Annotated in this window: 13 protein-coding genes and 4 tRNA genes; 16 read left to right on the top strand and 1 reads right to left on the bottom strand. The window is 65.4% G+C overall.

Annotated elements, in window-relative coordinates:
• Window positions 1-76 precede the first annotated feature (76 nt).
• From CCOS191_RS18350 to CCOS191_RS18275, 16 genes are all read left to right on the top strand, one after another.
• Complete coding sequence (locus CCOS191_RS18350) at window positions 77-1084, top strand: aspartate-semialdehyde dehydrogenase (protein ID WP_046856438.1); 1008 nt, start codon at window positions 77-79, stop codon at window positions 1082-1084.
• 71 nt (window positions 1085-1155) lie between these two features.
• Window positions 1156-3810 carry a FimV/HubP family polar landmark protein gene (locus tag CCOS191_RS18345; protein ID WP_046856437.1) on the top strand — a complete coding sequence of 885 codons (2655 nt, stop codon included), beginning with the start codon at window positions 1156-1158 and terminating at the stop codon, window positions 3808-3810.
• A 135-nt stretch (window positions 3811-3945) separates the two neighbouring features.
• On the top strand, window positions 3946-4800 hold the full coding sequence (truA, locus tag CCOS191_RS18340; RefSeq protein WP_046856436.1) for a tRNA pseudouridine(38-40) synthase TruA: 855 nt from the start codon (window positions 3946-3948) through the stop codon (window positions 4798-4800).
• Between the two features lie 59 nt (window positions 4801-4859).
• Window positions 4860-5480, top strand: a complete 621-nt coding sequence (locus CCOS191_RS18335; RefSeq protein WP_046856435.1) for a phosphoribosylanthranilate isomerase — start codon at window positions 4860-4862, stop codon at window positions 5478-5480.
• Between the two features lie 208 nt (window positions 5481-5688).
• A complete protein-coding gene (accD, locus tag CCOS191_RS18330; protein ID WP_028690439.1) occupies window positions 5689-6582 on the top strand; it encodes an acetyl-CoA carboxylase, carboxyltransferase subunit beta in 894 nt (297 codons plus the stop codon).
• Window positions 6582-7889, top strand: coding sequence for a bifunctional tetrahydrofolate synthase/dihydrofolate synthase (folC, locus tag CCOS191_RS18325; protein ID WP_046856434.1), 1308 nt, complete (start codon window positions 6582-6584; stop codon window positions 7887-7889). Before accD ends, folC begins: the two co-directional genes overlap by 1 nt.
• Window positions 7873-8547, top strand: coding sequence for an SPOR domain-containing protein (locus CCOS191_RS18320; protein WP_046856433.1), 675 nt, complete (start codon window positions 7873-7875; stop codon window positions 8545-8547). The genes folC and CCOS191_RS18320 overlap by 17 nt, the downstream gene beginning before the upstream one ends.
• A 185-nt stretch (window positions 8548-8732) precedes the next feature.
• A complete protein-coding gene (locus tag CCOS191_RS18315) occupies window positions 8733-9287 on the top strand; it encodes a CvpA family protein (RefSeq protein WP_038706536.1) in 555 nt (184 codons plus the stop codon).
• Between the two features lie 42 nt (window positions 9288-9329).
• Window positions 9330-10835 (top strand): amidophosphoribosyltransferase, encoded by a 1506-nt coding sequence (purF, locus tag CCOS191_RS18310; protein WP_023631895.1) that lies wholly within the window; start codon window positions 9330-9332, stop codon window positions 10833-10835.
• Between the two features lie 15 nt (window positions 10836-10850).
• Window positions 10851-12062: an O-succinylhomoserine sulfhydrylase gene (locus CCOS191_RS18305; RefSeq protein WP_046856432.1), complete on the top strand. Its 1212-nt coding sequence runs from the start codon at window positions 10851-10853 to the stop codon at window positions 12060-12062.
• Entirely contained in the window at window positions 12059-12832 is a 774-nt protein-coding gene (locus CCOS191_RS18300) for an SDR family oxidoreductase (RefSeq protein WP_031316683.1), read from the top strand. Before CCOS191_RS18305 ends, CCOS191_RS18300 begins: the two co-directional genes overlap by 4 nt.
• Before the next feature lie 251 nt (window positions 12833-13083).
• Window positions 13084-13159, top strand: a tRNA-Val gene (locus CCOS191_RS18295).
• Window positions 13160-13240: 81 nt separating this feature from the next.
• A tRNA-Asp gene (locus CCOS191_RS18290) sits at window positions 13241-13317 on the top strand.
• Window positions 13318-13400: 83 nt separating this feature from the next.
• A tRNA-Asp gene (locus tag CCOS191_RS18285) sits at window positions 13401-13477 on the top strand.
• Between the two features lie 139 nt (window positions 13478-13616).
• Window positions 13617-13693: transfer RNA gene (locus tag CCOS191_RS18280), tRNA-Asp, on the top strand.
• A gap of 197 nt (window positions 13694-13890) precedes the next feature.
• Complete coding sequence (locus tag CCOS191_RS18275) at window positions 13891-14778, top strand: DUF2242 domain-containing protein (RefSeq protein ID WP_046856431.1); 888 nt, start codon at window positions 13891-13893, stop codon at window positions 14776-14778.
• Window positions 14779-14981: 203 nt separating this feature from the next.
• On the opposite strand, the gene CCOS191_RS18270 is transcribed toward CCOS191_RS18275, so the two are convergent.
• The gene (locus tag CCOS191_RS18270) at window positions 14982-16022 is read right to left on the bottom strand and encodes an AraC family transcriptional regulator (RefSeq protein WP_046856430.1); all 1041 of its coding nucleotides are present in this window, start codon (window positions 16020-16022) and stop codon (window positions 14982-14984) included.
• Window positions 16023-16026 lie beyond the last annotated feature (4 nt).

Here is a 16026-nt window from a genome sequence, read left to right as displayed (position 1 = left end):
CGCCCCTACCTCCCACCCCACAATCCAAGTAAAGTGCCGCTCCCCCGCCGTACCCCCTGGAAAAGGAACCGATCTCATGACCCCCAACGCCCTGGACATAGCCGTAATCGGCGCCACCGGCACAGTAGGTGAATCCCTCGTCCAGATCCTCGAGGAAGTGGCCTTCCCGGTCTCCACCCTGCACCTGCTGGCCAGCATGGAATCCGCCGGCAGCAGCGTCATGTTCGCGGGCAAGAAACTGAAGGTCCGCGAAGTGGACAGCTTCGATTTCTCCCAGGTCAGGCTGGTCTTCTTCGCCGCCAGCCCCGCTGTAAGCCGCAGTTTCGCGCCCAAGGCCATCGCCGCCGGTTGCGCGGTGATCGATCTGTCCGGCGCCCTGGACGGCGCCACCGCGCTGGTCCCGGAAGCCAACGGCGAGCGCATTGCCGAACTGTCGCAGCCCGCACTTATCAACAGCCCGAGCGCCGGCGCAGTGGCCCTGGCCGTGGCGCTGGCGCCGCTCAAGGGGCTGCTCGATATCGAGCGCGTGCAGGTCAATGCCTGCCTGGCAGTTTCGGAGCAGGGCAGGGAGGCCGTCAGCGAGCTCGCCCGGCAGACCGCCGAACTGCTCAATGCACGTCCTCTGGAGCCGCGCTTCTTCGATCGCCAGGTCGCCTTCAACCTGCTCCCCCAGGTCGGTACACCCGATGAACAGGGTCATACCAATGTAGAACGCCGCCTGGTAAATGAACTGCGTCAGGTATTGGACCTGCCGCAACTGAAGATTTCCGTGACCTGCATTCAAGTCCCGGTGTTTTTCGGCGATAGCTTCAGTGTCGCCGTGCAAAGCCGTAATCCGGTCGACCTGGTGGCCGTCAACGCCGCGCTGGAGGCTGCCGACGGCATCGAGTTGGTCGAGCCGGGTGATTATCCGACGCCTGTAGGTGACGCGGTGGGCCAGGACGTGGTCTATGTTGGACGTGTACGCCACGGTGTCGATGAAGACCAGCAGCTCAATCTCTGGCTGACCACCGACAATGTGCGCAAGGGCGCGGCGCTGAACGCCGTGCAGGCGGCACAATTGTTGATAAAACACATGGCGTAAAAGATACTGCGAGCTATTTTGTCCTGCACCGCACAAGGGTTTTCGGGACGTTTCATACAAGGGAAGAGTTCATGCTTCGAATTCGCAAACTGGTTCTGGCCATCGCGGCAGCCTCGGCGCTGTCGTCCGGGGTGGCGAACGCTCTGGGGTTGGGTGAGCTGACCCTCAAGTCAGCGCAGAACCAGCCGCTGGATGCCGAGATCGAACTGCTCGACGTGCGCGACCTCTCCGCGGCGGAAATGGCGCCAAGCCTGGCGTCGCCGGAAGAGTTCGCCAAGGCCGGGGTGGCCTTCCCGCCTTACCTCGAAGACCTCACCTTCACGCCGGTGATCAACCCCAACGGCAAGAGCGTGCTGCGGGTTACCTCCAGCAAGGCGCTGCCGGAGCCGGTGGTCAAGTTCCTGGTCCAGGTCATGTGGCCCCAGGGCCGCCTGCTGCGCGACTACAGCGTGCTGCTCGACCAGGCCCAGGCCCAAGGCAGCCAACCGGCCCCGGCGGGCATCAACCCGGCTGTCAGTGCGGGCAGCTACACCACCAAGCGCCGTGACACCCTCTGGCAGATCGCCGCGCGCAACACCAACGGCGGCTCGATCCAGCAGACCATGCTGGCCATCCAGGCGCTGAACCCGGATGCCTTCATCGGCAACAACATCAACCAGCTCAAGACCGGCCAGGTGCTGCGCCTGCCCGATCAGCAGCAGGTGCAGAGCATTCCCCAGGCCCAGGCCAACCGCGAAGTCGCCGAGCAGTACGCCGCCTGGCGCGAAGGGCGCCGCCTCGGCCCGCGTGCACGGCAGCTGGATGCCACCCGCCGTGGCGAGGCTGGCGCGGCCCCCGCGCGCATCGCCCAGGGTGATAACCTGCGCCTGGTGGCGCCGGGCGGCAAAGGCGCGGCCGGCGAGGCCAAGGCGCTGGGCGACAAGCTGGCCGTGGCCCAGGAAAGCCTCGACACCAGCCGTCGCGACAACGATGAACTCAAGAGCCGCATGGTCGACCTGCAGAGCCAGCTGGACAAGCTGCAGCGCCTGATCGAGCTGAAGAACGACCAATTGGCGCGTCTGGAGGCCCAGGGCGCCGCGGCGCCACAGCCACCGGCAGCGGCGCTGCCGGGCGAGCCGGCTCCGGCGCAACCTGCGGTAAACGCGCAATTGACCCCTGCCGAGCCCGTGGTCGCCCCGGCGCCTGCCGCGGCCGACACCGCACCACAGGAGACCGCGCCACAGGACGCGGCAGCCGAGGTGCCGGCCAGCGAAGAGCCCGGCATGCTCGACCAGCTGCTGGGCAACCCGCTGCTGTTGGGCTTGATTGCCGGTTCCGCATTCCTGGTGCTGCTGTTGTTGCTGCTGCTTCTGGCCCGCAAGCGCAAGGCCCAGCAGGAAGCTGAAAAACACCTGCGCATGGCCCGTGCCCTGGCCGAGGATGGCGAGCGTGGCCCGGACCTGGACCTGCCGCCGAGCAGTTTTGAAGGCCTGGATGTGTCGGCGCCCAGCGTGACCCTGTCGCCTGCGGTAGTGGCGGCCTCGGCCGCTGCGGCCGTTGCGGCGGAAAAACCTGCGACGCCTGCCGACGTCGTCGCCCCAGTGGCTGATCCGCGCGCGGCGTTGCTGGCTGAGGTAGATGAAAGCCTGGCCCGTGGTCGCCTCAACCACGCCGCCGACCTGCTGGAAGCGGCGGTGGCCTCCGAGCCGCAGCGCAGCGATCTGCGCCTCAAGCTGATGGAAGTCTATGCCCGTCAGGGCGACCAGGACGCCTTTGCCGGCCAGGAGCGCAAGCTGCCGGTCAACGACGCGAACCAGACCGAGGTCGCCGCGCTCAAGGAGCGCTTCCCGGCCATGCTGGGTGTCGCGGCGGTGGTGGCAGGCGCTGCCGGGGCCGCGGCCCTGGCCGCCGAGCTGGATGAGCAGTATGTCCAGGACCTGCTGCAGGACAAGGAGCTGGAGCTGGGTGAAAGCGCGCCGGAACTCGTCGTGGAGCCGGTCGTGGCGGCCGAACCAGAGCCAGAACCAGAGCCTGTGGTCGAAGAGGCCGACCTGGACAGCGCCTTCGACCTGAGTCTGGGCGATGACCTGCCGGTAGATGACCACCTCGACCTGGCCGGTCTCGAGGACCTGGTTGTCGAGGCGCCCGAGGCCGAGGCTGCGCCCGCCGTTGCCGAAACCGATGCCGACGACGACTTCGAGGCATTGCTCGCCCAGGCGCAGGCGACACCGCAAAATGTCGACGACTTGGCCGAATTCGACCTGGATGTCGCCGAAGAACCGGCGGCTCCGACCGGCAGCGAGGAAGCCCCGGTGGACGTAGCGGCCGAGCTGGCGGCCTTCGAGGCGATTCCGGAGTTCGATCCGATTTCCGAGCTGGAGCTGCCCGAGGACTTCGACCTGTCGCTGTCGCTGGACGACGACTCGCCGGCGGCGAAGAACTTCGCCTCGGAGCTGGACGACGTCAACGCCGAGCTCGACAAGCTGTCGCAGAACCTCGAGACCCCATCGGTGGCGCAGCCATCGTTCACCGCCGAGGATGCGGCGCTGGAGCCCGAGCCGCTGGACGACCTGGACTTCGACTTCTTCTCCGGCGCCGACGAGGTAGCCACCAAGCTCGACCTGGCCCGCGCCTACATCGACATGGGCGACCATCAGGGCGCCCGTGACATCCTCGACGAAGTGGTCAAGGACGGTGACGACAGCCAACGCCAGGAAGCCAACGAGATGCTCTCGCGCCTGGTCTGACGCAAAGCTGTACATCGCGGGGCAAGCCTGCTTTCACGCAAGACGTGGGGGCGGGCTTGCCCCGCGATCATTTCGGCCCTTGCACGGTTTGCCGGTATACTCCCGCCTTTCGTTTCATCATCAGGTTTGCCGCTCTTGGACATCATCGACACCGCCGCCGCCGAATCGGCTGCCGAAGGCTACACCCGCATCGCTTTGGGCGTGGAATACAAAGGTTCGCGCTATCGCGGCTGGCAACGCCAGGCCAGCGGCGTGCCGAGTGTCCAGCAGGCCCTGGAACAGGCGCTGTCGACGGTGGCCAACGAACCTATCTCGGTGATCTGCGCCGGGCGTACCGATGCCGGCGTACATGGCTGCGGGCAGATCGTGCATTTCGACACCCGTGCCGTGCGCGACGAGCGCGCCTGGACCCTGGGCACCAACTTCAACCTGCCCCACGACATCAGCGTGGTATGGTCGGCGCCCATGCCTGCGCATTTCCATGCCCGCTTCAAGGCTACCGCGCGGCGCTACCGCTACGTGATCTACAACGACCCGATCCGCCCGGCGCACCTGGCCGAGGAAGTCACCTGGAACCACCGCCCGCTGGACGTCGAGCGCATGGCCGAGGCCGCGCAGTACCTGCTGGGCACCCATGACTTCAGCGCCTTCCGCGCCAGCCAGTGCCAGGCCAAGTCGCCGATCAAGCACATCCACCACCTGCGTGTGACCCGGCATGGGCGGATGATCGTGCTGGATGTGCGTGCCACCGCGTTCCTGCACCACATGGTGCGCAACATTGCCGGCGTGCTGATGACCATCGGTGCTGGCGAGCGTCCGGCGGAGTGGGCCCGTGAGGTGCTGGAGGGGCGTAACCGCCGTGACGGCGGGGTAACCGCGCACCCTTACGGTCTTTATCTGGTGCAGGTGGAGTACCCGGAAGAATACGCGCTGCCGCAGCGTTACATCGGCCCACACTTTCTTACTGGCTACGAGGCGCTGGCGGACTGACGGGGCACAGGTCATTTGCTACCATCGACGCTTTCCCGATCACTCAAGGTTCGCTGTCCATGAGCAATGTTCGCAGCAAGATCTGCGGGATTACCCGCATCGAGGATGCCCTGGCCGCAGTCGAGGCCGGCGCCGACGCCCTCGGTTTCGTCTTCTATGCGAAAAGCCCGCGGGCGGTGGATGTGCGTCAGGCGCGGGCGATCATCGACGCGCTGCCGCCGTTCGTGACCACCGTGGGGCTGTTCGTCAACGCCTCGCGCTGCGAGCTCAACGAGATCCTCGAAGTGGTTTCCCTGGACCTGCTACAGTTCCACGGCGATGAAACCCCGGCCGATTGCGAGGGCTACCACCGCCCCTGGATCAAGGCCCTGCGGGTGCGCCCGGGGGATGACCTGGAGGCCGCCTGCCGGCACTACGCTGGCGCTCGCGGCATCCTGTTGGATGCCTATGTGCCGGGCGTGCCGGGAGGAACCGGCGAGGCGTTCGACTGGTCACTGATTCCGCAACGCCTGAGCAAGCCGATCATCCTTGCCGGTGGCCTGTCGGCCGACAACGTCGCCGAGGCCATTCGCCAGGTGCGCCCGTACGCGGTGGATGTCAGCGGCGGTGTGGAGCAGGCCAAGGGCATCAAGGATGCGGCAAAGATCGAAGCCTTCATGCAGGCGGTCAAGCACGCGTGAACGCGGATGTGACGGCTGGCCGCGCGCCATCGTCCATAGCTTTCGCAGCCCGGTGCTGCCAGGCCGCGCCAAAGCGCGGGGCAAGCCGGGGAAGAATTGGAGGTGGGGCGGCCCAAGGTCGGCCCATCGTCGCTTTACAGAAGAATTTGAGCTCAAGGGCAGGGCGGGGCCGCAAAGGTCTCCCCGGCCAATACTGGAGAAAGCAAGCATGAGCAACTGGTTGGTAGACAAACTGATCCCTTCGATCATGCGTTCCGAGGTGAAGAAGAGCTCGGTACCGGAAGGGCTGTGGCACAAGTGCCCGTCCTGCGAAGCCGTGCTGTATCGCCCGGAGCTGGAAAAGACCCTCGACGTCTGCCCTAAGTGCAACCACCACATGCGTATCGGCGCCCGCGCGCGCATCGATATCTTCCTCGATCCAGAAGGTCGCGCCGAACTGGGCGCCGACCTGGAGCCGGTCGACCGCCTGAAGTTCCGTGACGGCAAGAAGTACAAGGACCGCTTGACCGCCGCGCAGAAGCAGACCGGCGAGAAGGACGCGCTGATCTCCATGAGCGGCACCCTGATGGGCATGCCGATCGTGGTCAGCGCCTTCGAGTTCTCCTTCATGGGCGGCTCGATGGGCGCCATCGTCGGCGAGCGTTTCGTGCGCGCCGCCAACTACGCCCTGGAAAACCGCTGCCCGATGGTCTGCTTCTCCGCTTCCGGCGGCGCGCGCATGCAGGAAGCGCTGATCTCGCTGATGCAGATGGCCAAGACTTCCGCCGTGCTGGCGCGCCTGCGCGAAGAAGGCATCCCGTTCATCTCGGTGCTGACCGATCCGGTCTACGGCGGCGTTTCCGCCAGCCTGGCGATGCTTGGCGACGTGATCGTCGGCGAGCCGAAGGCGCTGATCGGCTTTGCCGGCCCGCGGGTTATCGAGCAGACCGTGCGCGAGAAGCTGCCGGAAGGCTTCCAGCGCAGCGAGTTCCTGCTGGAACACGGTGCCATCGACCTGATCATTTCCCGTGACGAGCTGCGTCCGCGCCTGGCCCGCCTGCTGGCGCAGATGACCGGCCAGCCGACCCCGGAAGCGGCCAAAGAGGTCGCCGCGGTCGCGTGATGAACCAGCGCAGCCTGGGCGACTGGCTCGCCTACCTCGAACAGTTGCACCCCTCGGCCATCGACATGGGCCTGGAGCGCTCGCAACAGGTGCTTGCGCGCCTGGGGCTGGGCACGCTGGCGCCCCGTGTGGTCACGGTGACCGGCACCAACGGCAAGGGCTCGACCTGCGCCTTCATGGCCGCGTTGCTGCGCTCGCAGGGGCTAAGGGTCGGGGTGTACAGTTCGCCGCATCTGCTGCGTTACAACGAACGGGTGCTGATCGACGGCCAGGAGGCCAGCGATGAGCGCCTGTGCGAAGCCTTCGCTGCGGTGGAGGCGGCACGTGGCGACATCTCGCTGACCTATTTCGAGATGGGCACCCTGGCGGCGTTCTGGTTGTTCAAGCACTCCGCGTTGGACGCGGTGGTGCTTGAGGTCGGCCTGGGTGGCCGGCTGGATGCAGTCAACCTGGTGGATGCCGACGTGTCGCTGGTCACCAGCATTGGCGTCGACCACGTCGATTACCTGGGCGATAGCCGCGAGTCGGTAGCCTTCGAGAAGGCGGGAATCTTCCGTCGGGGTAAACCGGCGCTGTGCGGTGACCTTGATCCGCCGCAGCCTTTGCTGGACAAGGTGCGCGAGCTGGATTGCCCGTTCTTCCTGCGTGGACGTGATTTCGACCTGGATAGCAGCGTTGACCACTGGCATTGGCGTGGTCGCCAGCTCGACGGTTCGCCCGTTGAACTGCGTGACCTGCCGTTGCTCGACCTGCCCATGGAGAATGCCGCCCTGGCCTTGCAGGCCTTCCTGCTGATGGGGCTGCCGTGGGATGCCGGCAAGGTTCGTCAGGCTTTGCTGGATACCCGTATCACCGGTCGCCTTGACCGGCGTGGGCTGTCATTCCAGGGTAAGCGTGTCGAGCTGTTGCTGGATGTCGGTCACAATCCGCACGCCGCCGAGTACCTGGCCCGCCGCCTGGCGGCACGCCCGGTGAGGGGGCGACGCCTGGCGGTCTTCGGCCTGTTGGCCGACAAGGACCTGGCCGGCGTGCTTGCGCCGCTGCGCGGTCAGGTCGCAGATTGGGCGGTGGCGCCGCTGGACACACCGCGCAGCCGCCCGGCTGCGGAGCTGGCGGATGCCTTGACGAACCTCGGTGCGACGGTGAAGTCTTACGCCAGTGTTGCGGCGGCCCTCGAAGGGCAGTGCGCCCAGGCGACGGCGGATGACCAGATCCTGCTGTTCGGTTCGTTTTTCTGCGTCGGCGAGGCCCTGGCCTGGCTTGAGCGGCAGGTTTCCGAGAATGGAGTAGATGGCAGTGCTGGATAAAGGGATGAAGCAGCGCATGGTCGGTGCGCTGGTGCTGGTGGCGCTGGCGGTGATCTTCCTGCCGATGTTGTTCACCCGCGAGGACGAGATGCGCCAGGTGCGTGTCGAGGCGCCCGAAGCGCCGGCCATGCCCAATCTGCCCCAGGTGCAGGTGGAGCCTGTGCAGGTACCGGAGCCACAACCGCTGCCGGAGCAGAATGACCAGCCGGTAGTGGTGGTCGACGAGTCCACGTCGCCGGTGACGGCGCCAAGCCAGCCCATCGCGCCGGTAACGACCGTGGCGCAGCCCAAGCCGCAGACACCAGTGCCGACGCCGCCGGTCGCCAAGGTGGAGGCGCGTCCGGCGCCTGCGCCGAGCGTGGCGCCTGCCGCTCCTGCGGCCAAGCCCGCTGCGCCTTCGAAGATCGACGTCAACGGCCTGCCGGTGAGCTGGTCGATCCAGCTGGCCAGCCTGTCAAACCGGGCCGGTGCCGAGAACCTGCAGAAGACCCTGCGCAGCCAGGGCTACAACGCCTATATCCGTTCGGCGGATGGCATGAACCGGGTGTTCGTCGGGCCGTTGATCGAGCGGGCAGAAGCCGAGCGCCTGCGTGACGTGATCAATCGTCAGCAGAACCTGAAAGGTATCGTCGTGCGTTTCCAGCCGGAGCGTGGTTGACATCCATTGCGGGGCAAACCGGCTCCCGCCTGTCGCGTGGGCGTGGGCTTGCCCCGCGATGGTTTCAAGCCTGTAAAGCTGTCCCCAGAGTCAGCCTGCAGCCCTTCAAACACCTGACATTCCGCTTACCTCAAGCCCCCTTGCTCTGGTAAAATGCGCCGCCTCAAACGTCGGCAGGCAACACCGTGGCATTTACCTGGGTTGATTGGGCGATCATCGCGATCATCGCCATTTCCTCACTGATCAGTCTCAAGCGCGGCTTCGTCAAGGAAGCCTTGTCCCTGCTCATCTGGATTGTCGCCGGCGCGGTGGCCTGGATGTTCGGCGGCTCGCTTGCGCAGTATCTTGAAAGCTATATCCAGATGCCGTCCGCACGGGTCATTGCCGGCTGCGCCATTCTTTTCGTCGCCACGCTGCTGGTCGGGGCGATGCTCAATTTCCTCATCGGCGAGCTGATTCGCGTGACCGGGCTGTCCGGCACCGATCGCTTCCTCGGCATGGCCTTCGGCGCCGCGCGCGGGGGCCTGCTGGTGGTAGTGGCGGTCGGGCTGTTGAGCCTGGGGCCGGTGCAACAGGATCCGTGGTGGCAGGAATCGCGCCTGATACCACAATTTCTATTGGTAGCCGATTGGTCGAAGAACCTCATACTCGGGTTCAGCGGCCAGTGGATGTCCAGTGGGGTCAGCGCACCCGTTGACCTTCCGTTCAAGGAGCAGTTGCTCGGGCCGACCAAGCCCTGAGCGCGCTTCACTCAAGTTTCATCAAAGTAGGGGTTGCGTCGCATGTGTGGCATCGTCGGTATCGTCGGTAAGTCGAACGTCAATCAGGCGCTGTATGACGCGCTAACCGTGCTTCAGCACCGCGGCCAGGACGCTGCCGGTATCGTGACCAGCCACGACGGCCGGTTGTTCCTGCGCAAGGATAACGGCCTGGTGCGCGACGTCTTCCAGCAGCGCCACATGCAGCGCCTGGTGGGCAGCATCGGCATCGGCCATGTGCGCTACCCGACCGCCGGCAGCTCCACCTCGGCCGAGGCCCAGCCGTTCTACGTCAACTCGCCGTACGGCATCACCCTGGCGCACAACGGCAACCTGACCAACGTCGAGCAGTTGGCCAAGGAGATCTACGAGTCCGACCTGCGCCACGTCAACACCAACTCCGACTCCGAGGTGCTGCTGAACGTGTTTGCTCACGAGCTGGCCGTGCGCGGCAAGCTGCAGCCGACCGAAGAAGACGTGTTCGCCGCCGTTTCCCACGTGCACAGCCGCTGCGTCGGTGGCTACGCGGTGGTGGCGATGATCACCGGCTACGGCATCGTCGGCTTCCGTGACCCCAACGGCATCCGTCCGGTGGTGTTCGGCCAGCGCCACACCGACGAAGGCGTCGAATACATGATCGCCTCGGAAAGCGTGGCCCTGGACGTGCTCGGCTTCACCCTGATCCGCGACCTGGCGCCGGGCGAGGCGGTGTACATCACCGAAGGCGGCCAGATGTTCACCAAGCAGTGTGCCGAAAACCCGAAACTCCAGCCGTGCATCTTCGAGCACGTCTACCTGGCTCGTCCGGATTCGATCATCGACGGTGTCTCGGTGTACAAGGCGCGCCTGCGCATGGGCGAGAAGCTGGCCGAGAAGATCCAGCGCGAGCGCCCGGATCACGACATCGACGTGGTCATCCCGATTCCCGACACCAGCCGCACCGCGGCGCTGGAACTGGCCAACCACCTGGGCGTCAAGTTCCGCGAAGGCTTCGTCAAGAACCGCTACATCGGCCGTACCTTCATCATGCCCGGCCAGGCCGCGCGCAAGAAGTCGGTGCGCCAGAAGCTCAACGCCATCGAGCTGGAATTCCGCGGCAAGAACGTGATGCTGGTGGACGACTCGATCGTGCGCGGCACCACCTGCAAGCAGATCATCCAGATGGCCCGCGAAGCCGGCGCCAAGAACGTCTACTTCTGCTCCGCGGCCCCTGCGGTACGCTACCCCAACGTCTACGGCATCGACATGCCGAGCGCTCACGAACTGATCGCCCACAACCGTACCACCGAACAGGTGGCCGAGTTGATCGGCGCCGACTGGCTGATCTATCAGGACCTGCCGGACCTGATCGAATCGGTCGGTGGCGGCAAGATCAAGATCGAGCATTTCGATTGCGCGGTGTTCAACGGTGAGTATGTCACCGGCGATATCGACGAAGCCTACCTCGACCGCATCGAGCAGGCCCGTAATGACCTGGCCAAGGTGAAGACCCAGGCGGTCAGCGCGATCATCGACCTGTACAACAACTGATTTGGGAGCGACGGCATGACCGAACAATGGGATGCCGGTCGACTGGACAGTGACCTCGAGGGTGTCGGTTTCGACACCCTGGCGGTGCGCGCCGGTCAGAACCGTACACCGGAGGCCGAGCACAGCGAAGCGCTGTTCCTGACCTCCAGCTATGTCTTCCGCACGGCCGCCGACGCTGCCGCGCGCTTTGCCGGTGAAACGCCGGGCAACGTCTATTCACGCTACACCAACCCGACCGTGCGTGCCTTCGAGGAGCGCCTGGCGGCCATGGAAGGCGCCGAGCAGGCCGTGGCCACCTCCACCGGCATGGCGGCGATCCTCGCCGTGGTCATGTCGCTGTGCAGCGCCGGCGATCACGTGCTGGTGTCGCAGAGCGTGTTCGGCTCGACCATCAGCCTGTTCGAGAAGTACTTCAAGCGTTTCGGCGTGCAGGTGGACTACGTGCCGCTGGTCGACCTGAACGGCTGGGAAAAGGCCATCAAGGCCAACACCAAGCTGCTGGTCGTCGAGTCGCCGTCCAACCCGCTGGCCGAGCTGGTCGATATCAGCGCCCTGGCCGAAATCGCCCACGCCCGTGGCGCGCTGCTGGTGGTGGACAACTGCTTCAGCACCCCGGCCTTGCAGCAACCGCTCAAGCTCGGTGCCGATATCGTGTTCCACTCGGCGACCAAGTTCATCGACGGCCAGGGCCGTTGCATGGGCGGTGTGGTGGCCGGTCGCAGCGAGCAGATGAAGGAAGTCGTGGGCTTCCTGCGCACCGCCGGCCCGGCCCTCAGCCCGTTCAACGCCTGGGTCTTCACCAAGGGCCTGGAGACCCTCAAGCTGCGCATGCGCGCCCACTGCGAGAGCGCCCAGGCGCTGGCCGAGTGGCTCGAGCAGCAGGACGGTATCGAGAAGGTCCACTATGCCGGCCTGCCGAGCCATCCGCAGCATGAACTGGCCAAGCGCCAGATGAGCGGCTTCGGCGCGGTGGTCAGCTTCGAGGTGAAGGGCGGCAAGGAAGGCGCCTGGCGCTTCATCGACGCCACCCGGGTGATCTCGATCACCACCAACCTCGGTGACAGCAAGACCACCATCGCCCACCCGGCCACCACCTCCCACGGCCGTCTGACGCCGCAGGAGCGTGAAGCGGCGGGTATCCGCGACAGCCTGGTGCGCGTGGCGGTCGGGCTGGAGGATGTGGCCGACCTGCAAGCCGACCTGGCCCGCGGCCTGGCGGCGCTGTGATCGACTGGAAGGGTGGCGAGCCCGGCCATAATGGTCGGGTGGCCCTGGTGACCGGTGCCGCCCGCGGCATCGGCCTGGGCATCGCCGCGTGGTTGATCTGCGAGGGCTGGCAGGTGGTGCTCAGCGACCTGGACCGCCCACGTGGCGCCAAGGTCGCCAAGGCCCTGGGTGACAATGCCTGGTTCATTACCATGGATGTGGCCGACGAGGCCCAGGTCAGTGCCGGAGTGTCCGAGGTGCTCGGGCAGTTTGGCCGGCTGGATGCGCTGGTATGCAACGCGGCGATCGCCAACCCGCACAACCAGACCTTGGAGAGCCTGTCCCTGGCCCAATGGAACCGGGTGCTGGCGGTCAACCTCAATGGCCCGATGCTGCTGGCCAAGCATTGCGCACCTTACCTGCGCGCCCATGGTGGGGCGATCGTCAACCTGGCTTCGACCCGTGCCCGGCAATCCGAGCCGGACACCGAGGCCTATGCCGCCAGCAAGGGCGGGCTGGTCGCCTTGACCCACGCCCTGGCCATGAGCCTGGCGCCGGAGATCCGCGTGAATGCCGTGAGCCCGGGCTGGATCGATGCCCGTGATCCCTCGCAGCGACGTGCCGAGCCGCTGAGCGATGCCGACCATGCCCAGCATCCGGCTGGCCGGGTAGGGACGGTGGAGGACGTCGCGGCGCTGGTGGCGTGGCTGCTGTCGCGCCAGGCGGGGTTTGTCACCGGCCAGGAGTTCGTGGTCGATGGCGGGATGACCCGCAAGATGATCTACGCCTGAGCTGTAACCTGTTGAGATTAAAGAGAAAGGGGCCGAGAGCCCCTTTTTTGTCGGTTGGCCCGGCTCTGTCGCGGGGCAAGCCCGCTCCCACGCTGTGGGCGTCTGGATTGTGGGGGGGCGTGCTTGCCCCGCGATCAGGCTGCCTTTTTTGCCCTTTTTGAAAAAAACTTCAATGGGGGTATTGACTTAGCATCGGTACCTGCGTAAATTTCGCGGCCTCAGCGAAGCAAACGCAACAAGCAACATCGCGGGGGTGATTAGCTCAGCCGGGAGAGCATCTGCCTTACAAGCAGAGGGTCGGCGGTTCGATCCCGTCATCACCCACCACTTCCTGAGAGCGTTTCTGGTCCAAGGTGCTTTGCAAGAAGCGCTCTGGCAGAGAGAAACAGGACGCAAGTCCAGCACTGCGCGGCGGTAGTTCAGTCGGTTAGAATACCGGCCTGTCACGCCGGGGGTCGCGGGTTCGAGTCCCGTCCGCCGCGCCATTTTATTCCAGATGGGTGCTTGCACCGGTCTGAGGCCGAAAGGCCAGATCCCAGTTTCAATCAGGCGCAAGCCTGAACGATACGCAGCGGTAGTTCAGTCGGTTAGAATACCGGCCTGTCACGCCGGGGGTCGCGGGTTCGAGTCCCGTCCGCTGCGCCATCTTTCGCCAAGAGCCCCATGAACGCTCGAGGCAAGCAGAAAAGGCGATTATAAGTCGCCTTTTTTGTTCCTGGCTTTCGCGCTGTAGCGCTTGAAAGCTCAGATCCCAGTTTCAATCGGGTGCAAGCCCGAACGATACGCAGCGGTAGTTCAGTCGGTTAGAATACCGGCCTGTCACGCCGGGGGTCGCGGGTTCGAGTCCCGTCCGCTGCGCCATCTTCGCCTCGAGGCCCTTTGAACACCTCGAAGCAACGGAAAAGCGACCTTAGGGTCGCTTTTTTCGTTTCAGCAACTTGCCCGACCATGGGCAAGAATTTCCAACAAAGCTGACAGACTCTTCACCGATCAAAGGTTTCAGCCGCTGATCGATGTGATGCACAATACGCCCCATTCGTTTCTTCCCGGAATTGGCAATGTCTAGATCAACCGTCTATGGCGCGCTCGGGCTGGCCCTCGTGCTGGCGGGCGTGTCCGGCTGTTCCTCGAAAAAGGCCGCCGTCTACGAGCATGAGAACTTCGATGACTCGGGCACCTTTTCCCGCACCTTCGCCACCAGTGAGGCGGGCTCCTGCGAGGCGGCGCGTCGTGCGCTGCTCAGCCAGGGCTACATCATCACCAGCAGCGATGCCAACCAGGTGGCCGGCAACAAGAGCTTCCAGCAGAACGCCGAGAACCACCTGCAGATCAGCTTCAACATCACCTGCGTTTCGGACATGAGCGACAAACATCGCTCGACCATGTTCGCCAACGCCCTGCAGGACCGCTATGCCCTGAAAAAGTCCAACACTTCCGCCAGCCTCGGCGTGGGCGTGCTGGGCTCGGTGTCGATGCCGATTGGCTCAACCGACGACTCCATGGTCAAGGTAGCCAGCGAGACGGTCACCGCTGCGCAGTTCTACGATCGTTACTTCGCCCTGGTGGAGAGCTACCTGCCGAAACCGAAGAAGCCGGAGAAGTCCGAGCCTGCCGCCGAGCCGAAGGTGGAAAAACCTGCCGCCGACCTGGGCCTGCCGGAGCCTGCGCCCGCAGCCCTCGCGCCCGTACCGCAGCCGGCTACGCCGGTAGCCGAAAGCGTGGCAGAGACACCGGCCCCGGTTACGACACCGGTTGCCGCTGCCCCTGCCGCAGCGCCTGCGCCCGTTGCCGCCCCAGCGCCTCCCGTGCCGTCCAGCGAGGCCCCGGCCGCGCCGGTGGTGGATGACAGCAAGGGTTCGCAACCCATTGCGCCGCCTGTCGAGCCAGCGCCGATCCAGGTCCAGCAGGAAGCCCCGGCGGCCGAGCAGGCGCCGGCGCCACTCTGACTCGTCGATAACTTCCTGGGTGCCTGCTACGTTTATCGTTCATAGGGCTGTAATCATTCTGTCATTACGCTGGCTTAGGTTGGCGCAATGACAGAAGAACGACGAATGAGGGGCGTGAAGATGGACGATTACCAGGAAGAACTGCTCGAGTTCCAGGCCTATGAGTTGGACCTGCCGGAGCCGGCCGACGATGCCACCGAGCTCTAGCCGACTTGCCGCTGATGGCGGCGAAATTCCCCCGGGGTCAGCCCCGTCCAGCGCTTGAATGCGCGCTGGAACGCCTCTGCCGAGGCGAATCCCAGCAGATAGGCGATCTCGCCGAAGGCCAGTTCGGTGTCACGGATATAGGTCTCGGCCAGGTCGCGCCGTGTGTCGTTGAGCAGGTTGCGAAAGCGCGTGCCTTCCTCGGCCAGCTTGCGGCGCAGCGTCCAGGTCGGCAGTTGCAGGTGTCGCGCCACTTCTTCCAGGTCCGGTTCGTGTCCGCCATTGAGCAGCGGGCCCAGCAGATGGGTGATGCGCTCGCCCAGGCTGCGCACACGGGTGCGCTGGGCCAGTTCCGCTTCGCACAGCTGCAGCAAGTGCTGCCAGGTACTGGGGCAGTGCTGCAGGTTGGGCAGGTCCAGGGTGGCCCGGCTCAGGCGCAACTGGTTGGCCGCAGCAGCGAAATGCACGGTGCCCGTACACAGGCCTTGGTACTGCGCGGCGTAGGCGGGAGTGTCGAATTCGATTTCAAGACGTTCGGCTTGCACCGGCCTGGCGGTGAGGGCGCCGAGCTGCGCCAGCCAGCCCGCGAGCATCGAGTCGACCACGAAGTGGTTGTAGCTGTTGTAGGGGCTGATGGAATAGAACCTCAGCCAAGCGCCCTGGGTGTCTTCGTGGAAACTCGACCGGCCCCGGTAGTTGGCGGCATACAACGGTTCGAAGCGCAGCAGGGTGCGGGCGGCTTCGCCGAGGGTGGGTGCCTGGGCGGCAGTCACCCCGGCAAGCCCGGCCTGGGCCAGGCGGCTCAGGCGCCCCATGTGCAGGCCCAGGGCAGGTTCGGCGGACAAGGCGATCGCCGCATGGCCCAGGTGCATGTAGCGCGGAATCGACAGGCGCGCGCCTGGCTCGGCCAGGCGCCTGGCGTCGAGGCCGTAGCGCAGCAGCAGCGGCTGCGGGTCGTGGCCGAGCATGGCCAGTGCTTCGGCCAGGGGCTGGACGAAACCTACCGACAGATCACCCAGGCGCACGCGGGGGCGGGGCATGGTG

The sequence above is a fragment of the Pseudomonas sp. CCOS 191 genome (assembly GCF_001007005.1).
Taxonomy (GTDB): domain Bacteria; phylum Pseudomonadota; class Gammaproteobacteria; order Pseudomonadales; family Pseudomonadaceae; genus Aquipseudomonas; species Aquipseudomonas soli.
This window is presented reverse-complemented; position numbering and strand designations above follow the sequence as displayed.

Bases quoted from the DNA above. Each gene is read 5' to 3' on its own strand.
- purF (WP_023631895.1), top strand. From the start codon at position 9,330: ATGTGTGGCATCGTCGGTATCGTCGGTAAGTCGAACGTCAATCAGGCG.
- CCOS191_RS18320 (WP_046856433.1), top strand. From the start codon at position 7,873: ATGGCAGTGCTGGATAAAGGGATGAAGCAGCGCATGGTCGGTGCGCTG.
- folC (WP_046856434.1), top strand. From the start codon at position 6,582: ATGAACCAGCGCAGCCTGGGCGACTGGCTCGCCTACCTCGAACAGTTG.
- CCOS191_RS18275 (WP_046856431.1), top strand. From the start codon at position 13,891: ATGTCTAGATCAACCGTCTATGGCGCGCTCGGGCTGGCCCTCGTGCTG.
- CCOS191_RS18270 (WP_046856430.1), bottom strand. From the start codon at position 16,022: ATGCCCCGCCCCCGCGTGCGCCTGGGTGATCTGTCGGTAGGTTTCGTC.
- accD (WP_028690439.1), top strand. From the start codon at position 5,689: ATGAGCAACTGGTTGGTAGACAAACTGATCCCTTCGATCATGCGTTCC.
- CCOS191_RS18305 (WP_046856432.1), top strand. From the start codon at position 10,851: ATGACCGAACAATGGGATGCCGGTCGACTGGACAGTGACCTCGAGGGT.
- CCOS191_RS18350 (WP_046856438.1), top strand. From the start codon at position 77: ATGACCCCCAACGCCCTGGACATAGCCGTAATCGGCGCCACCGGCACA.
- CCOS191_RS18335 (WP_046856435.1), top strand. From the start codon at position 4,860: ATGAGCAATGTTCGCAGCAAGATCTGCGGGATTACCCGCATCGAGGAT.
- CCOS191_RS18345 (WP_046856437.1), top strand. From the start codon at position 1,156: ATGCTTCGAATTCGCAAACTGGTTCTGGCCATCGCGGCAGCCTCGGCG.